Below are 16,824 nucleotides of genomic sequence, written 5' to 3'. Positions count from 1 at the left end.
CCGTCGCGCGGCCGCCCCGATCGTTCTCACCCGTGCTGACCGGCGCAGTGTGCGCAACGTTACGATAAGCCAATGCCGGTCCCCGAAATCAGCACTTCGCACCCGGAGTCTGTTTCTTCCCGTGCGCAGTATCACCTGGTCGCACCTGTGGGCCACCCCAACTACGGCGACGAGCTCATCACCGCCGGCTGGCTGGGCTATCTCGCGGAGACCGCCCCGGACGCCGACGTGTGGGTCGACACGCACTCGCCGGGGCCGGCGAGCGTCCTGCTCGACGGCATTCATCCGCGGGCGAAGTTCACCGACACGTTGTGGCGGCTGTGCTGGGAGGCTCCGGACGAGGACCCGTGGCGCTCCGCCGCGTGGGTGCGCGACGCGGTGCACAACCCGGGCATGATGCCGCGGCTGCACCACAGCGTCGAGCTGCTGGCGAAGGCCGACGTGGTGCACGTCGTCGGCGGCGGGTACATCAACAAGCTGTGGCCCAAGCAGATCGGCTTGCTGGCGGGCGCGGTCGCCGCGGTCGAGCGTTCCGGCGGCCGGGCGGCGATGACCGGACAGGGCTTGCTGCCCGCCTGCGAAGGCTCGGTGCCGCTGGTGAAAGCGCTCGCGGACCGGTTCGAGGTGGTCGAGGTCCGCGACAGCGCGTCAGCGGATCTGCTGGGCCGCCCGATCGGCCTCGACGACGCCTTCCTCACCATCGGGCCGGACCGGTACGACCATTCCGAAGACCTGCCCGAAGTGATGCTGTGCCTGCAATCCGACCTGGTGGAGGTCGGCATCGGCGCGGTGGCGGGCGCGGTGCTTTCCATGCTGCGCGCCTGGAAGATCGATCCGGCGAAGATCGGCATTGTCGAGGGAGTGCCCCGAGTCGACCGCGAAGTCTTCGCGTTGCTCGAGCGCGAATTGCCGGGTGCTCGGTTTTATCCGTTTTCGCACATTTGGACGCACGGTCTTCCCGCCGGACCGGAACAAACCTGGATTTCCACCCGGTTCCACGTCCACATGCTCGCGGCCGCGGCCGGGGCCTCCGGCGTCGCGGTGAGCATCCACCCGGACTATTACGCCACGAAGCATCGTTCCCTGGCCGACCTCGGCTCGAACTGGACGCTGCTCGAAGACCTCTCGCAGGTTCCGGACCGCCCGAACGCGGGCGGCTACGCGGACCAGACGCTGGCGGACTTCAAGGAAAGCAAGCGGAAGATCGCCGAACAGGTTTACGCGCCCGTGATCCGCCCGGTCGAGGAGGAGCCGCAGCCGCAGCCGGAGCCGCCGGCGCCCGTGGAGCCGCCCGCCCAGCGGCGACGGTGGTCCCGGCGGATCCGGAACTGAACGGGACGGACGCCGTTACCGGGACGCGCCACTGAGCGATCCCGATTGAGGACTCGAACGGTCCGCAATCGCGCATAGCTTTCCGGCATGACCGACGATGTCACCCCGTTCCGCGTCCACGTCCCGCAGTCCGACCTGGACGACCTCAACCGCCGGCTCGCCAGCACCCGCTGGCCGGACCCCTTCGACGACCCGGCGTGGGAGCTGGGCATTCCGGTCCCCGAAGTCCAAGACCTCGCCGACTACTGGCGGCTGGGCTTCGACTGGCGGGCGCAGGAAGAACGCCTCAACGGCTTCCCCCAGTTCACCACCACCGTCGACGGCGCCAACATTCACTTCCTGCACCTGAAATCCCCTGAACCCGACGCTGTCCCGCTGCTGCTCACGCACGGCTGGCCCGGCTCGATCGTCGAATTCCTCGACCTCATCGGCCCCCTCGCCGACCCCCGGGCCTATGGCGGCGACCCGGACGTCGCGTTTCACGTGGTCGTTCCGTCCGTTCCCGGGTTCGCCTTTTCCGGGCCGACGCCGGACCGCGGGTGGGGTCCGGCGCGCACGGCGCGGGCGTGGGCGGAGTTGATGACCCGGCTCGGCTACCCGGAATTCGGCACGCACGGCGGCGACTGGGGCGCGTTGATCTCGCGCGAACTCGGCGTCCAGTTCCCCGACCGGATCATCGGGGCGCACGTGACGATGCTGCCGTCCGCGGTCGCGCGCAGCGAGGCCGACCTCGCCGGGCTCAGCGGCGCGGAGCTGGCGCAGGGACAGCGGTCGCTGGCGAAGTCACGGGCCTTCCAGCAGACCGGCCTCGGCTACGCGATGATCCAGTCCACCAAGCCGCACACGCTTGCCTACGGGCTCACCGACTCCCCGGCCGGCCAGCTGGCCTGGATCGCCGAGAAGTTCCGGGCCTTCTCGAACGCCGATCACGACCTGATCGACCGGGACGATCTGCTCGCCAATGTCTCGCTCTACTGGTTTACCCGCACCGCCGCGTCGTCCGCGCGGATCTACGCCGACCAGGACGGCCAGTGGGGCGCGCCGCCGCCGTCGTCGACCGTGCCGACGGCGGTCGCGGTGTTCCCGGACGACATCGGGCTCCCGCTGCGGCACCTGGCCGAGCGCACCGACCGGATCGTCCGGTGGACGGAATTCCCGCGCGGCGGGCACTTTCCGGCGCTCGAAGAACCCGATCTGCTGATCGGGGATCTCCGAGCGTTCTTCTCCGCGAAAAGCCAGAGGTAGCTAGAGGTACTGTCCGGTTCCGGTGATGCCGTGCCCGTGCCCCTCCCCGGGATGGCCGCCGGAGCCGGACGACCCCGCGGGCAGGCCGCGGCGCATCTGCTCCAGCTGCACCCGCGCGGCCATCTGCTGCGCGAACAGCGCGGTCTGGATGCCGTGGAACAACCCCTCCAGCCAGCCGACGAGCTGGGCCTGCGCGATCCGCAGCTCGGCGTCGGAGGGGGTCTCGTCCTCGGTGAACGGCCGCACCAGGCGTTCGAGTTCCTCGCGCAGTTCGGGTGCGAGAGCCTCTTCCAGCTCGCGCACCGACGTCTGGTGGATCTCCCGCACGCGGTTGCGGCTGGCGTCGTCCAGCGGCGCGGCGCGGACCTCCTCCAGCAGCTGCTTGATCATGGTCCCGATGCGCATCACCTTGGCCGGTTCCTCGACCAGGTCGCCGACGGACTCGTTCTCCTCGCCCTCGGATGCCGCCTGCGCGGTGCCGACCGGGACGCCGTCCGGCCCGACCACGACCACGCGCGGCGCCTCCGCGTCCCTGGCTGCGCCCGTTCCCCCGAAGTTCGGCTCGCTCATATGCTCCATCCCCGTCGGTCAGCGGTCCTGACCCGAGCCTAGCGGCCGTTCTGCCCAACCCCGCGGCAACCGCGAAACCGCACGTCCGTACGGTGTCCCCATGGCGTTCGACGTCGCTCGTATCCGTGGGCTCTTCCCCGCGCTTGGCGACGGCTGGATTCACTTCGACGGCGCCGCCGGAATGCTCGTGCCCGAACAGGTCGCTTCGGCCGTTTCGACAGCTATGCGGGCGCCGGTGTCCGGGCCGGGCGGAGCGTTTCCGGCCTCCCAGCGGGCGGAAAGCATCGTCACCGCGGCCCGCCGGGCCGTGGCTGATCTGGTCGGGGCGGACCCGGCTGCCGTCGTGCTCGGCCCGAGCGCGCCGGTCCTGTTGCGCCGTCTCGTCGACGCGCTCGCCGAACGCTGGACGATCGGCGACGAGATCGTCGTTTCGCGCCTCGACGAAGAGGCCAACATCGCGCCGTGGCGGCGCGCCGCGAAACGCGTCGGCGCGGTCGTGCGGTGGAGCGAGATCGACATCGAGACCTGCGAGCTGCCCGCGTGGCAGTACGAGAACCTCGTGTCCGCGCGGACGAAAGCGGTGTCGGTGACGCTGGCGTCCGGGTCCGTCGGGACCCGGCCGGACGTGCCGACGGTGATCGAATTCGCCAAGCGCGTCGGGGCGCTCGTCGTGGTCGACGCGACCTACGCGGCCCCGTTCGTACCGCTTGACCTGCAGGAACTCGGGGCCGACGTGATGGTCGTGTCCGCTCCCTCGTGGGGCGGCCCGTCGGTCGGCGCGCTCGTGTTCCGCGAGCCGGAGCTGCTGGAACGCATCGCGTCGGCGTCGCTCGACCCGGCCGCCACCGGTCCCGCGCGGCTCGAACTCGGCCCGCACGCGTACCCGCTGCTGGCCGGCCTCGTCGCGTCGATCGACTACCTCGCCGGACTCGACGACGCTGCCACCGGATCCCGGCGCGAACGCCTCGTGACGTCGCTCGGCTCGGCCAAGTCGTACCACGCGGGCCTGCTCGCGCAGCTGTCCACGGAACTGCGTTCGCTGCGGCACGTGATGGTGATCGGCGACGCGATGCGCCGGATCCCCGCGCTCGCGTTCGCCGTGGCCGGGGCGAAAGCGTCGCAGGTCGCCGAATACCTGGCGTCGCAGGGCTTGTGCGCGTTCGCCGACGACGGCACCAGCGGCGTGTTCGCGTCGCTGGGCGTCGGCGAGGTCGGCGGGGCGGTGCGGATCGGGCTCGCGCACTACTCCAACGTGTTCGAGATCAACCAGCTGGTGCGGGTGCTCGAAGAACTGCGCTGAGGCCCGCGTCAGGACTTCGCGGCGAGCAGGACCTTCCCGAAAATGCTGCCCTCCTCGAGCATCCGGTGCGCGGACGCGGCCTCGGCCATCGGCACCACGTCGCCGACGATCGGCCGCACCGAACCCTGTTCCACGAACGGCCACAACCGGTTCCGGACGTCCGCGACGATCGCCGCTTTCTGGTCGAGCGGACGGGACCGCAGCCCGGCCGCGAACACGCTCGCGCGTTTGCCCAGCAGCTTGCCGATGTTCAGCTCGCCCTTGACCCCGCCCTGCATGCCGATGATGACCAGACGGCCGTCCGCGGCGAGCGCGTCGATGTTGCGGTCCAGGTACTTCGCGCCCATGTTGTCGAGGATGACGTCGGCGCCGTTGGTCTCGGCGCGCAGCACCTCGACGAAATCCTGGTCCTTGTAGTTGATCGTGAGGTCCGCGCCGAGCTGGCGGCAGCGTTCGAGCCGCTCGGGCGAACCCGCGGTGACCGCGACGGTCGCGCCGAGCGCCTTGCCCACCTGGATCGCGTGCGTGCCGATGCCGCCCGCGCCGCCGTGCACCAGCAGGACCTCGCCCTCGGCGAGACCGGCGTGCATCACGACGTTCGCCCACACCGTGCAGGCCACCTCGGGCAGCCCGGCCGCGGCGACCGTTTCGACCTCGGCGGGCACCGGCAGCAGCTGCCCGGCCGGGACCGCGACGCGCTCGGCGTAACCGCCGCCGGCAAGCAGCGCGCACACCTCGTCGCCGACCTGCCAGCCCTCGACGCCCTCGCCGAGTTCGGCGATCGTGCCGGAGCATTCCAGGCCGAGGATGTCGCTCGCCCCGGGCGGCGGCGGATAGTTGCCTTGGCGCTGCAGCAGGTCCGCGCGGTTGACCGCGCTGGCCGTGACGTCCACCAGCACCTCGCCCGGACCGGGCTCCGGATCGGGCACCTCGGTCCATTCGAGCACGTCAGGGGCACCGGGTTCGCGGATCGTGATCGCGTGCATGCGCCCGACTGTATCCCGGGTCAGCCGAGGTCGTTGGTGCTGAAGGTGTTGCAGCTCGCGGGCTGTCCGGTGCGGTAGCCGGTGGTGAACCATTTCTCGCGCTGCGCCGAGGTGCCGTGCGAGAAGCTCGACTTGTCGACGTGGCCGTTGCCGAGGTTCTTCTGGATGTAGTCGTCGCCGATCCGGGACGCGGTGTCCAGCGCGCGCGAGATGTCGTCCTGCGTGACGTCCTGGACCAGCGGTTTGCCGGAGCTGGTCGGGGTTGTGCTGGCGTGGTTGGCCCAAACGCCCGCGTAGCAGTCGGCCTGCAGTTCCAGCCGGACCGAACCGGACGTCGGCCCGGTGCCGGTGCCGCGTTTGGACGTGCCGGTGAGGTTCTGCACGTGGTGGCCGTATTCGTGGGCCAGCACGTACGCCTCGGTGAACAGGCCGCCCTTCGCGCCGAAGCGGGTCTTCAGCTCGTTGAAGAACGACAGGTCGATGTACACGTACGAATCGGCCGGGCAGTAGAACGGGCCGGTGTCCGAGGTCGCGCCGCCGCAGCCGGTGCGCACGCCGCCGGTGAAGAACCGGGTGGTCGCCTTGCGGTAGGTCTGGCCGGAGCGGGAGAACTCCTGCGTCCAGTAGTCCTGGATGGAGTTGACGACCGCGACGATCGCGCAGTCGTGGTCGCGGTTCGCGTCCGCTCCGGTCTTGCACTTCTTCGCGAGCGTGCCGGCGTCCAGCTGCTGCCCGGACTGGACGTCGCTGAGCCCGAGCCCGCCGGCCGCGGGCGAGGTCCCGGTGCTGGGGACGCCGCCGAACTGGGAAAACAGGAAGTAGATGACCAGGCCGACGAGGCCAAGTCCGCCGCCGCCGAGGGCTACGCGGCCGCCGATGCCGCCGCCTCCGCCGCTGCCGCGCATGTCCTGGATTTCGGATGCGTCCAGATCCGCGTTGTCGTCGAATCGCACGCGGAAAGGGTAGCCGCAAACCCGGGAACAAGGCTGGGTGCGGCCCCTGCGCTGGGGCCGCACCCAGGTACTACCGAGGTTTCGTTGTCAGCGGTTGGCCACCGGCGGGCTCGACGTCCGGCGCTGCCTTCGCGGTGCCGAGGCCGCGAAGAGAAGCAGCGGCATAACGACGCCGGGTGCGCGTGGCCGATGCCGGAGCGCACGGGGTGCTCGTGCTGTTCGCAATCGCGACCGAACCGGAACGGGGCCGTGCCGATCGCGGGGACACAGCGGGCGGTCAACCGCGGGAACTACCTGCCATGCCACCACCTGGCCTTTCCCGGGGGGGAAACGCGGCCCGGCGTGCCCTTCGGCGCGCTCCGCGGATCCTCGTCGTCCCTCCGCTGCCTCCCGAGGATGCGCTTCTTCGCGCCGAGTCTCAACCTTTTCGTAACCCTCCATTGGGGGAAGTTCGGCCGGAAATTTCACGGCGGGCCGAAACGCCGGCGGCGAAACGGGCCTTCTACGCTTCCGGACATGAGCGATGACCAGGACGTGCGCTGGCTCGACCCGGCCGAACAGCACGCCTGGCGGGCCTACATCGTCGCGTCGCTGCGGCTGCGCCAGCGGCTGCACCGCGAACTGACCGAAACCCACGGCATCTCGCTCGCGGACTACGAGGTCCTGGTGTGCCTGAACCTCGCGCCGGACCGGTGCACGCGGATGACGGAACTGGCGGCGCAGCTGGGCTCGACGAAGAGCAGGCTGTCGCATCAGATCGGCAAACTGGAGGTCGCCGGGCTGGTCACGCGCCGTCCGGACCCGGAGGACAAACGCGGCGTGCTGACCGCGCTGACCGACGCGGGCCAGCGCGTATTGGACGAAGCCGCGCCGACGCACGTGCGCGGTGCCCGCGAGCACCTGATCGACCTGCTGACGCCGGACGAGCAGACCGCGGTGGCCACGGCGTTCACCCGGGTCCTCGAACACCTGGACGACGTCGAAGGACGGCGCGATACCCTGACCTAGAAGGAAGCGTGGCAGAGCGGCCGAATGCAGACGCCTTGAAAGCGTCCGTAGGGAAACCTACCGGGGGTTCAAATCCCTCCGCTTCCGCTTGACGCCTCGAGTGTCCGGCCCCGGATTCCGCGCCTGCCGCGGGAGACCGGGGCCGTTGTGCTTCGGGGCCGCGCGGTGACCGGTCGGTTCGATCGACTGGGTGAACGCTGAGGCGGCATTGGTCGCCCTTCCGCGGTGCCGGACCCGACGGCTGCGCGGGTACCCTGGCTGTGCTGTGCGCCGGGTTCCCGTGGAGTCTTCCGTCATTCGCGACGTCGGCTACGACGCCGCGAAGTCGGTGCTGGAAATCGGCTTCCGCGACGGCGGCGTGTACCGCTACCACCTCGTGCCCGAGCGGGTGCATCGCGAGCTGATGGCCGCCGACAGCATGGGGCGCTACCTCAACCAGGAGATCAAGCCGCGGTTCCCGGGACAGGCCGTGGAGTGATTGCGGGGTCAGGCTTTCTTGGCCTCGCGCTGCGCGATCCGCGCCTGGACTTCCGGGCGGCGCAGCGGCGGCACGGTCGCCGGCGGCTGGCGGCGCTGCGGGAGTTCTTCCAGCAGCCGAGCGGTGATCTGGGCGATTTCGGCGACCGCCGCCTCGAACGGTTCGCGCGTCGCGTCCGAAAGGGACTGCACCCCGGTCACCTTGCGCACGTACTGGCGCGCCGCGGCTTCGATCTCTTCGGTGGTGGCGGCGGGCTGCAGGCCGCGGAGCGTCGTGATGTTTCGGCACATGCGGTTCAGGGTACGTCTCTGCGGCTGACCGCATCACACTCTAGGGCCAACCTCGTTGACGGGGTCCGAGACAGCCCGGCAACCTTGATGAAGTGCCCCTCAGACCACGTTCTCCCCGGCTCAGCCGCCCCGTCCCGGAAGTTCCCGCCGACACCCCGATTCCCGAGCAGGCCTGGCTCCGCGTTCCCGTCGACGAACTGGTCACGCTCGTCTCCGTTGTCCTGATGGCACAAGGCTTTCCCGAAGAACGCGCGCGGCCCGCCGCGGAAGCGTTGTGCCACGGCGATCTCACCGGCGCGCCCGAAACCGGCGTCGGCGAATTGACGCGCGTGCATCTGCCCGCGATCGAGAACGGATTGGTCAGTCCGGCCGCGCAGCCACTGCTGATCGCGGACCGCGGGGCCGCGGCGCTTGTCGATTACCGCCGTGCGTCCGGGCTGTGGGCGGTGGGGGACGCGATGGATCGGGCGGTGCAGCGGGCTGGGCGGTTCGGGGTGGGGCTGCTGTCGGTGCGCGGGGTCGGGCCGTTCGGGCGGGTCGGGCATCACGCGGCGCGGGCCTTGCCGCACGGGATGATCGGGATGGTGATGGCGGCTGGAGGGTATGCCGATCAGCCGGTGCATCCGTTGGGGATGGCCGCTCCGGCTGGGGCTTATCCGGAGTTCGTGTTCGATGTCGATCTTGCTGATGCGGCTCGGGATCCTCGGTTCGCTGGGTTCGCGTTGATGGTGGACGTGCTGGCTGGGGTGTTGTCCGGGGTTGCCGATCATGAGCACGACACCGGGTTGCTGGTGTTGGCGATCGCGCCTACTACGTTGCGTAGTGCGGATGGGTTTTATCGGGCTGCCAGTGCGGTGTTCGGGAGCATGCTCGGGTGGGAGGGCGGGGCGCCCGTTCGGTATCCCGGGTGGCGGGAGGCTCAGTATCTGGAGCAGTGCCGGGCGTTGGGGGTGCCGTTGCCTGGGGCGGTGCGGAGGCAGTTGGATTCTTTGGCGTTGAAGGTTGGGTTGGCGCCGTTGACTACTGTGGGGTGAGTCGGCTCGTCGCCCTGGCGGGCGACATTGCGCCTCGTTGGTTGCGTGGGGCACCCCGAAGCCCCATTGTGCTGACGGTTCGGGGGTGCTTGTCAAGGCGGGAAAGATGCCTTGACAAGCACCCCCGAACCGCAGGGCGGCTTTGTATCGGGGTTGGGGGAGGGGCTGGGTGCCTCGCTCTTTGGGTGCACTGGCTGCGGTTTTGGGGCTGGGTGCCTCGCTGTTTGGGTGCACCGGTGCCTGTTTTTAGGGCTGTGAGGGGGCTCTGAGAGAATCTGAGGCTGTGAAGGTGGCCTCACGGGCCTGCTGGCGCAGGGGGGTCAGTGTTCTAGGGCGACGCGGGCCTTCTCGTTGCCTACCGCTACTACGTCGCCGTTTGCTAGTTGGCGGCCTCTGCGGGTTTCTACCTCGCCGTTTACGGTGACCTCTTCTGCGTCGATCAGGTCTTTCGCGTGTGAGCCGTTGTCCGCGAGGTCGGCCAGTTTCAGGAATTGGCCCAGCCGGATCGGTTCGCCGGTGATCGGGACGTCGCGCGTGCTCATCGCCGCATCATGTCACGGCATCGTGGTTGCTCGGTTGTACAGCTCGGCTACCTGGTCGTCGAAGTAGCTCGAGTACGAGACGTCGTCGGTGTAGCCGCCGCCCTCGTAGCCGCCGATCACGCCTACTACTGTGCCCGTTTTCGTGTCCGGCGACGGGTCCGCTACCAGCGGGCTGCCGCTCGTGCCGGTCGCGAAGCCGGGGCAGTCGACTCTTATCTGGTGTTCGTCTTGCTGCTGGGTGTGCGTTTCGCAGGTGGCCACCTCGTCCACGCCGTCCGGGTAGCCGGCCACGGTCACCGGGCGCGCGAAGGGGCCGTTCGTGCCCAGTTGGTTGGCTCCGGTCACCGCTTCCAGCGGTTCGGGCGAGCCGTCTTGGCGGGCGGTCGCGAAGCCGACATCCAGGTTGGGATCGGACGAATCTATCCAACCTTGGGCGACCAGTTCGTTCCCGACCTGCCAGTATCCGTAGGGCGCGACGCCGTCGTGGAAACCCGGGGCGAACGTGACATTGGCCAGGTAGCCGCCGCCTTCGCCGTCGTGGATGCAGTGTGCTGCGGTGAGCAGTTCGTCCCCGCGCGGGCTGTGCACGACGCTCGCGGTGCAGTAATGCGAGCCGTCGACGAACAGTGCGCCGATGGACGCGTGGATCGGCTTCGCCGGGGGCGACGTCGTGACCGTCGGTTCGTCCGCCGCGCGCTCAGCGCATGCCACGATGGTGCCGCTCGCACTCATTAGTGCGAACAGCCCGATCACCGTGCGCCGCATGCCACCTCCTGTACTGGTCCTCGTCACTAGTATCAGAGAACACGGTGAGACCAGGGTGGGGAGACGATGAAGGACTTCTCGAACAAAGTCGCAGTGATCACCGGAGCGGGCTCAGGCATCGGCCGGGCGCTGGCGCTCGAACTCGCGTTGCACGGTGCGCTCCTCGAACTGTCCGATGTCGACGCCGAAGGACTCGACGGCACCGTGCGCGAAGCCCGCGAACGCGGAGCCGAAGTGCGGGGCCATTCCCTCGACGTGGCGGACCGCGCCGCGGTTCTCGCCCACGCCGAGGACGTCGTTCAGGAGCACGGCCGGGTCAACCTCGTCGTCAACAACGCCGGGGTGGCGCTGGGCGCGACGGTCGAGGACATGACGTTTGAGGATTTCGACTGGCTGCTCGGCGTCAACCTCGGCGGGGTCGTCAACGGCACGAAGGCATTCCTGCCGCATCTCATCGCCTCCGGCGACGGCTACGTCGTCAATATCTCCAGCGTGTTCGGATTCGTCGGAGTGCCTACGCAGAGTGCCTACAACGCGGCGAAGTTCGCCGTTCGCGGATTCACCGAGTCGCTGCGCGAAGAAATGCTCGCGGCGCGGCATCCGGTCGGCGTCAGCTGCGTGCATCCGGGCGGGATCAAGACCAACATCGCCCGCAACGCCCGCGGCGGAGCGGGCGGCGACCAAGCCAAGGCAGCGGCCGGATTCGAGAAGATCGCCCTTACCACACCGAAGAAAGCGGCCGAGACGATCCTGCGCGGCGTGCGCAGGCGGTCCGCGCGGATCCTCATCGGACCGGACGCGTACGTGATCGACGCGATCCCCCGCGTGCTCGGTTCGGCCTACCAGCGTCCGCTCGCGGTTTTGGCGCGCCAGGGACTCAAACGCGTCGAGCGGAACGGATAACGCTTCGCGACTGTCCGCATTCTTGATCACTCGATAGAGTTGCATTTTCGCCGACGCGTGCGGAAATGCCGCAGAATGCTGCCAGTCCACTCGTGTGTCCGCACCCCGGAGGTAGCCCTCGATGCTGCGCCTTGCCGAGCGCCGATTGGCCGCGCCCGCTCACCGCGCCTCCGGGGAACTGGTCGACCGCACCGGCATCATCGCCGCGAGCCTGCCGCGCGAACCGCGCCCGCAGGACGAGGCCGCGCCGGAGACGAGCTGCGAATCGACCCAGCAGATCCCGGTCATCGCCGGATGCGCGCCGACCGAGGAACGCCCGCGCGCGGTGGCGTCCCGGCGGCGAGCCCGCGTGTGGGTGGGTGCCGGACTCGCGGTGCTCCTGGTCGGCCTCGGCTGGCTCGCCGGCGGTTTCTTCACCGGAACGCTTCCCGGCCAGCCCGCGGACGACGCCGTCGTGCAGGCCGAACAGCGCGTCCCGATCGCGGAGCAGCAGCTCCCGGCCCCGTCGTCGAGCACGCCCCCGGCGCCGCAGACCGCGCCGCCGGTCACGGTGTACGTCCCGGTGCCCTCGCGCCAAACCCCGGCGAAGCGACACAACCCGGCCCGCTCGACCGCCCCGCGCGCGACGGCCCCGGAACCCGCGGACCAGGCCGCCCCGCGCGCGGACCTCGAGACGCCCGCCCCGAGCAAGACCCCGGCGCGAACGGGCATCAGCGAGTTCCTCGACTGGAAACCCTGGCTCGACGCGGCACAGCGGATGGCTGGCGGACGCTGAGAAATCCTCCGGCGGGTGGCGGGCTGACTGCGGTTGGCTTGCTGGGGGTTCGCGGGGAGTTGGCCGGGTTTGGTCGGTGGTGGGTGGGTTGCGCTGACGGCTGGCGGACGCAGACAAATCCTCCGGCGGCTGGTGAGCTGACTGCGGTTAGCTCGCTGGGGAGTTGGCGGGGTTTGGTCGGTGGTGGGCGGGTTGTGGCTGTGGTGGGTGGGGTTCGCTGGTGGCTGGTGAGCGCTGCGAAATCCTTCGGCGGCTGGCGGGCTGACCGCTGTTGACTCGCTGGGGGTTCGCGGGAAGCTGGCCGAGTTCGGTCGGTGGCGAGCGAGTTATGGCTGTGGTGGGTGGAGTTCGCTGACGGCTGGCGGGTTCGCGGGCAACTAGCCGAATTCGGTCGGTGACGAGCGATTGCGGAGTTGCTGGGGCGCGGGAGTTTCGCCGGATCTATCCGGCAGCGAGCGGACTTTGGCTGTGATCGGCGAACTCGTGCATCCTGACGTCGGCCGAGCAGGACTGGGCTGGCCAACGCATCGCCGCCCGTCGGGGTCAGCCGATCCAGGCGTATTCGTGTTCTGGGCGTCCTGTCGCGCCGTAGCGGAGGCGCATTTCCACTGCTCCCGACTCTGCCAGCGCGGTCAGATAACGCTGCGCCGTGGCGCGGGCCATGCCGAGTTCGCGGGCTACTTCGGCGGCCGACAGCGGGGTCGGCGAATCTCGCAGTCGCTCCGAAACCAGGCGTGCCGTCGCGCTGGACTGGCCCTTTGGCGACGCCGCGCGGTCCTGGTCGTGCAGGGCGCGGAAGGCTCGGTCCACGTCGTCCTGGGACAGCGGGCGTTCGGTGCTGACCAGGCCGCGGTAGCGGGCGTACGACGTGAGCCGTTCCGACAACTGGCGCGTCGTGAACGGCTTGATCAAGTAGTTCAGCGCGCCCGCGCGGATCGCGGCGGAGATCGACGCGGCGTCGGTGGCGGCGGACAGCACGATGGTGTCCGTTTTCAGGTCGGGCAACACCGAAAGGCCGGGCTCGTCCGGCAGGTAGACGTCCAGCAGCACCAGGTCCGGGGCCAGTTCACGCACCCGGGCGCGGGCTTCGGCGGCGGTGTGCGCGACCCCGGCGACGGTGAATCCCGGTACTTCCGACACGAATCCCGCGTGCACGCCGGCGACGCGGAAGTCGTCGTCCACGATCAGGGTGCGGATCATGCGTCGGTCTCCTCGGGTCGGTCCAGCAGGCCGGGAAGTTTGGCGACGAACAACGCGCCGGTCGTCGTGCCGCCGGGGTCGGCGAGCCAGACGTCGCCGTCGCGGGCTCGGGCGGCTTGGCGGGCCAAGGCCAGTCCGAGGCCGTGGCCGGGACTGAGCTTTGTGGACACTCCCTCGTCGAAAAGCTTGTCCCGTAAGGCAGTGTCGACGCCTGGTCCACTGTCTACAACGGACACGTGCAAAGTGGACCCATCGGCCAGCAGCCCGACCTCGACCCACGCGGGTCGGCGCGGGCCCATGCGCGCGGCGTGCAATGCGTTGTCGACCAGGTTGCCGATCACGGTGCCCGCGGCGATCGGGTCGGTCACCGAGGCGGGGACCCAGGCGTCGTCGGCCAGCCGCAGTTCCATGCCTTTTTCTTGTGCCTGCTCGGTTTTCGCGACGAGAAGGGCTTGCAGGTACGGATCGGTGATCCGGTCGTCGAGCGGTTCTGCCCTCGAGGCGGTGGTTTCGGTGAGGGTTTGCAGGTATTCCTCGGCTTCGGCGTGGTGGCCGAGCTGCAGCAGGCCGGACAGCGTGTGCAGGCGGTTCGCGAACTCGTGCCGTTGCGCGCGCAGGCCGTCCGACAGCGAGCGGATGCCGTCGAGTTCCCGGGTGAGGGTGTCGAGGTCGGTGCGGTCGCGGAAGGTCAGCACGGTGCCCAGCGCGCGTTCCTCCCGTTGCACGGCACGGGAATTGATCACCAGGACCCGGTTCCCGGCTACCGCCAGGAGGTTGTCCACGGGACGTCCTTCGGCGACGGCTTTGTGCACTCGCGGGGACAGGTCCAGGTCCTCCAGCGGGGTGCCGACCGGGAGCGGGGTGCCGAGGAGACGTTCGGCTTCGTCGTTGCGGACGGTCACCCGGTGCTCCGCGTCGACGGCCAGGACGCCCTCGCCGATGCCGTGCAGGACAGCTTCGTGTTCGTACAGCAGCTCGGTCAGTTCGTGGGGTTCGAGGCCGTGCGTGACCCGGCGGAGACGGCGGTTGAGCAGGGCGGACGCACCCGCGCCGAGTGCCAGTGCCCCGCCGCCGAAGATCATCGTCAGGATCAGCAGCCGGTTGAACTCGCTGGTCAGCTCGCTGATCTCGTAGCCGACGCTCACCTCGCCGACGACGCGCGAGCCCTGCCGGATCGGGGTTTTGCTGCGGACCGACGGACCCAACGTGCCGGACCGGAACTCGCTCACCACATCGTTGCCCGCGATCACCTGTTCCCAGGGCGTGCTCACTTCCTGACCGACCAGATCCGGCTTCGGGTGCGCGAGTCGGATGCCGTGATCGTCGGTGATGACGACGAACAGCGCGTTGTTCTCCTTGGTCACTGCCTGCACCCGCTGCTGAAGCGTGGCACTGGGGTTGCGCGCGGCGGCGTCGGCGACGACCACCGGCTCGGTCGCCACCGACTTCGCGACCGCCAGCGCGCGTTCCCCGTACTGCTTCGACAGCGTCGAGCGCAGGAGCGAGCTGACCAGCGCGACGCCGAGGCCCACGACGAGGACCACCACGCCGATCTGCAACAGCAGCACCTGACGGGTGAACCGCATCCGCGGAAAGAGCGCCCACTTCGGCATGCCAGGGAACATACCCCCAGCTCAGCGCTGTGCGCTAAACGAGCAAAACGTGGAGAACGCGCAGAGCGCACGCAGAACGTCGACAAGCTTCTCCGTCACGACACCCGCTCTTAACCTGCCTCGAGCGAGTCCCCACCGTGACGAAGGAGTCACCTCGATGGCCCCACTCATCGAACTGATCGGCGCCACCAAAAGGTTCCCGAGCGGATCAGGTTCTGTCCACACCGCTGTCCGCGAGCTGACCATGACCGTCGAACCGGGGGAGTTCGTCGCCGTGGTCGGGCCGACCGGGTGCGGCAAATCCACCACGTTGTCCCTGGTCTCCGGGTTGCAGCCGCCGTCGGCGGGCCGGGTCGTCGTGCACGGCTCAGACGTGAAGTCCATTCCGGACGGCGTCGGCTACATGTTCCAGACCGACGCGGTGATGCCGTGGCGTTCGGTGCTGGACAACGTCGCGTCCGGGCCGCGGTTCCGCGGTGCGTCCAAAGAGGACGCCCGGAAGAAGGCGGCCGACTGGATCGCCCGCGTCGGTCTCGCCGGGTTCGAGAAGTACTATCCGCACCAGCTTTCCGGCGGCATGCGCAAGCGCGTCGCGCTGGCGCAGACGCTGGTCACCGAGCCGAAAATCCTGCTGATGGACGAGCCGTTCTCCGCGCTCGACGTCCAGACCCGCGCGCTGATGCAGGACGAGCTGCTCCGGCTGTGGTCCGGCACCGGCGCCGCGGTCATCTTCGTGACGCACGACCTCGACGAGGCGATCGCGCTGGCGGACAAGGTCGTCGTGCTGACCACGAGCCCGGCGACGGTCAAGGACGTCTTCGAGATCCCGCTGGAACGACCGCGCAAGGTGGAAGACCTGCGGCTCACCGAGGAATTCCGCAAGCTCTACTCCGACATCTGGGAATCGCTGCGCGGCGAGGTCGACAAGGCCCGCCAGAAGGGAGCGACCGGTGTCGCTTGAAATTCAGACCGCGCCGACGCCGGTCTTCGAAACCGAACAAGACATTCTTTCCCGCGCGAAGCGCTCCGCCGGACGGCACAAGCGCAACGTCTGGCTGCTGCGGCTGGCGATTCTCGTGGCCTGGCTGGGATTGTGGGAGCTGGCGGGCCGGTTCTGGATCGACCCGTTCTTCTATTCGATGCCGTCGAAGATCTGGCAACGGCTCACCGAATGGTTCACTACCGGAACCGACTTCGGGACCATTTGGTACCAGATCCTGGTCACCGTCGAGGAGGCCGTGATCGGCTTCGTGCTCGGCGCGGTCGCCGGCGTGATCTGCGGGGTCATCCTCGGCCGCAGCGCGTATCTCGCCGAGGTGCTGGCTCCGTTCATCAAGGCAGCCAACGCGATGCCGCGGATCGTGCTCGCCGCGTTGTTCGTGATCTGGTTCGGTCTCGGACTGTCCTCAAAGGTCGCGACGGTCTTCGTACTCGTGTTCTTCGCGGTGTTCTTCAACGCGTTCACCGGCGCTCGCGAAGTGGATCGCAACCTGATCGACAACGCTCGCATTCTCGGTGCGACGCGGTGGCAGGTGCTGCAGTCGATCGTTTTGCCCAGCGCGACTTCGTGGATTCTTTCGTCGCTGCACGTGGCGTTCGGCTTCGCGCTGATCGGTGCGGTCGTCGGCGAGTACACCGGCGCCAAGGCGGGCATGGGCTTCCTGATCGCCAACGCGCAGGGCACCTTCGACACCGCCGGGGTCTACGCCGGGATGCTGGTCATCATGGTCGTGGCGCTGTTCGCGGAATGGCTGATCGGTTCGGCCGAGCGCAAGCTGCTGCGCTGGCGTCCGCAGATGTCGGCCGACGACGGACGGCGGGACATCTGAC

18 protein-coding genes and 1 tRNA gene are annotated in these 16,824 nt (G+C 69.1%); 11 read left to right on the top strand and 8 right to left on the bottom strand.

Features of this window, described 5'->3' with window-relative positions; all coding sequences use genetic code 11:
• Positions 1–72: 72 nt before the first annotated feature.
• Together F9C11_RS05665 and F9C11_RS05660 are read left to right on the top strand one after the other, a co-directional pair.
• Positions 73–1,332, top strand: a complete 1,260-nt coding sequence (locus F9C11_RS05665) for a polysaccharide pyruvyl transferase family protein (protein ID WP_409183845.1) — start codon at positions 73–75, stop codon at positions 1,330–1,332.
• Positions 1,333–1,419: 87 nt separating this feature from the next.
• Complete coding sequence (locus F9C11_RS05660) at positions 1,420–2,577, top strand: epoxide hydrolase family protein (protein ID WP_409183844.1); 1,158 nt, start codon at positions 1,420–1,422, stop codon at positions 2,575–2,577.
• Here F9C11_RS05660 and F9C11_RS05655 read toward each other — a convergent pair whose 3' ends face one another.
• Complete coding sequence (locus F9C11_RS05655; protein WP_409183843.1) at positions 2,578–3,156, bottom strand: bacterial proteasome activator family protein; 579 nt, start codon at positions 3,154–3,156, stop codon at positions 2,578–2,580. It abuts the gene before it with no gap.
• A 91-nt stretch (positions 3,157–3,247) separates the two neighbouring features.
• Here F9C11_RS05655 and F9C11_RS05650 point away from each other — a divergent pair, with 91 nt between their 5' ends.
• Positions 3,248–4,447, top strand: a complete 1,200-nt coding sequence (locus F9C11_RS05650) for a cysteine desulfurase-like protein (RefSeq protein ID WP_409183842.1) — start codon at positions 3,248–3,250, stop codon at positions 4,445–4,447.
• An 8-nt stretch (positions 4,448–4,455) separates the two neighbouring features.
• Here F9C11_RS05650 and F9C11_RS05645 read toward each other — a convergent pair whose 3' ends face one another.
• Positions 4,456–5,433: an NAD(P)H-quinone oxidoreductase gene (locus F9C11_RS05645; protein WP_409183841.1), complete on the bottom strand. Its 978-nt coding sequence runs from the start codon at positions 5,431–5,433 to the stop codon at positions 4,456–4,458.
• A gap of 20 nt (positions 5,434–5,453) precedes the next feature.
• Positions 5,454–6,386 carry a neutral zinc metallopeptidase gene (locus tag F9C11_RS05640; protein ID WP_409183840.1) on the bottom strand — a complete coding sequence of 311 codons (933 nt, stop codon included), beginning with the start codon at positions 6,384–6,386 and terminating at the stop codon, positions 5,454–5,456.
• A 516-nt stretch (positions 6,387–6,902) separates the two neighbouring features.
• Here F9C11_RS05640 and F9C11_RS05635 point away from each other — a divergent pair.
• The 3 genes from F9C11_RS05635 to F9C11_RS05625 all read left to right on the top strand — a co-directional run bounded on the left by F9C11_RS05635 (position 6,903) and on the right by F9C11_RS05625 (position 7,872).
• A complete protein-coding gene (locus F9C11_RS05635) occupies positions 6,903–7,394 on the top strand; it encodes a MarR family winged helix-turn-helix transcriptional regulator (protein ID WP_409183839.1) in 492 nt (163 codons plus the stop codon).
• Between the two features lie 2 nt (positions 7,395–7,396).
• A tRNA-Ser gene (locus F9C11_RS05630) sits at positions 7,397–7,481 on the top strand.
• A gap of 193 nt (positions 7,482–7,674) precedes the next feature.
• Positions 7,675–7,872, top strand: a complete 198-nt coding sequence (locus F9C11_RS05625; protein ID WP_409183838.1) for a KTSC domain-containing protein — start codon at positions 7,675–7,677, stop codon at positions 7,870–7,872.
• 8 nt (positions 7,873–7,880) lie between these two features.
• Here the strand turns inward: F9C11_RS05625 and F9C11_RS05620 are convergent, their stop codons facing one another.
• Positions 7,881–8,162 carry a DUF2277 domain-containing protein gene (locus F9C11_RS05620; RefSeq protein ID WP_409183837.1) on the bottom strand — a complete coding sequence of 94 codons (282 nt, stop codon included), beginning with the start codon at positions 8,160–8,162 and terminating at the stop codon, positions 7,881–7,883.
• 92 nt (positions 8,163–8,254) lie between these two features.
• Between F9C11_RS05620 and F9C11_RS05615 the strand changes: the two genes are divergently transcribed.
• Complete coding sequence (locus F9C11_RS05615) at positions 8,255–9,196, top strand: Ldh family oxidoreductase (protein ID WP_409183836.1); 942 nt, start codon at positions 8,255–8,257, stop codon at positions 9,194–9,196.
• Between the two features lie 320 nt (positions 9,197–9,516).
• On the opposite strand, the gene F9C11_RS05610 is transcribed toward F9C11_RS05615, so the two are convergent.
• Together F9C11_RS05610 and F9C11_RS05605 are read right to left on the bottom strand one after the other, a co-directional pair.
• Entirely contained in the window at positions 9,517–9,738 is a 222-nt protein-coding gene (locus F9C11_RS05610; protein WP_409183835.1) for an RNA-binding S4 domain-containing protein, read from the bottom strand.
• Positions 9,739–9,750: 12 nt separating this feature from the next.
• Positions 9,751–10,503: a trypsin-like peptidase domain-containing protein gene (locus F9C11_RS05605; protein ID WP_409183834.1), complete on the bottom strand. Its 753-nt coding sequence runs from the start codon at positions 10,501–10,503 to the stop codon at positions 9,751–9,753.
• A 66-nt stretch (positions 10,504–10,569) separates the two neighbouring features.
• Here F9C11_RS05605 and F9C11_RS05600 point away from each other — a divergent pair, with 66 nt between their 5' ends.
• Together F9C11_RS05600 and F9C11_RS05595 are read left to right on the top strand one after the other, a co-directional pair.
• Positions 10,570–11,406 carry an SDR family NAD(P)-dependent oxidoreductase gene (locus F9C11_RS05600; protein ID WP_409183833.1) on the top strand — a complete coding sequence of 279 codons (837 nt, stop codon included), beginning with the start codon at positions 10,570–10,572 and terminating at the stop codon, positions 11,404–11,406.
• Between the two features lie 121 nt (positions 11,407–11,527).
• A complete protein-coding gene (locus F9C11_RS05595) occupies positions 11,528–12,181 on the top strand; it encodes a hypothetical protein (protein WP_409183832.1) in 654 nt (217 codons plus the stop codon).
• Between the two features lie 543 nt (positions 12,182–12,724).
• On the opposite strand, the gene F9C11_RS05590 is transcribed toward F9C11_RS05595, so the two are convergent.
• Together F9C11_RS05590 and F9C11_RS05585 are read right to left on the bottom strand one after the other, a co-directional pair.
• Positions 12,725–13,381, bottom strand: a complete 657-nt coding sequence (locus F9C11_RS05590) for a response regulator (RefSeq protein ID WP_409183831.1) — start codon at positions 13,379–13,381, stop codon at positions 12,725–12,727.
• Positions 13,378–14,994: an ATP-binding protein gene (locus tag F9C11_RS05585; protein ID WP_409183830.1), complete on the bottom strand. Its 1,617-nt coding sequence runs from the start codon at positions 14,992–14,994 to the stop codon at positions 13,378–13,380. Before F9C11_RS05585 ends, F9C11_RS05590 begins: the two co-directional genes overlap by 4 nt.
• A gap of 157 nt (positions 14,995–15,151) precedes the next feature.
• Here F9C11_RS05585 and F9C11_RS05580 point away from each other — a divergent pair, with 157 nt between their 5' ends.
• Both F9C11_RS05580 and F9C11_RS05575 read left to right on the top strand, forming a co-directional pair.
• On the top strand, positions 15,152–15,955 hold the full coding sequence (locus F9C11_RS05580) for an ABC transporter ATP-binding protein (RefSeq protein ID WP_409183829.1): 804 nt from the start codon (positions 15,152–15,154) through the stop codon (positions 15,953–15,955).
• Complete coding sequence (locus F9C11_RS05575) at positions 15,945–16,823, top strand: ABC transporter permease (RefSeq protein ID WP_409183828.1); 879 nt, start codon at positions 15,945–15,947, stop codon at positions 16,821–16,823. The genes F9C11_RS05580 and F9C11_RS05575 overlap by 11 nt, the downstream gene beginning before the upstream one ends.
• Position 16,824 lies beyond the last annotated feature (1 nt).

Origin of the sequence: Amycolatopsis sp. VS8301801F10, assembly GCF_046195355.1 — a bacterium.
Classification (GTDB): domain Bacteria; phylum Actinomycetota; class Actinomycetes; order Mycobacteriales; family Pseudonocardiaceae; genus Amycolatopsis.
The sequence above is the reverse complement of the archived record's forward strand: the minus strand, read 5'-3'. Positions and strand labels throughout refer to the sequence as shown.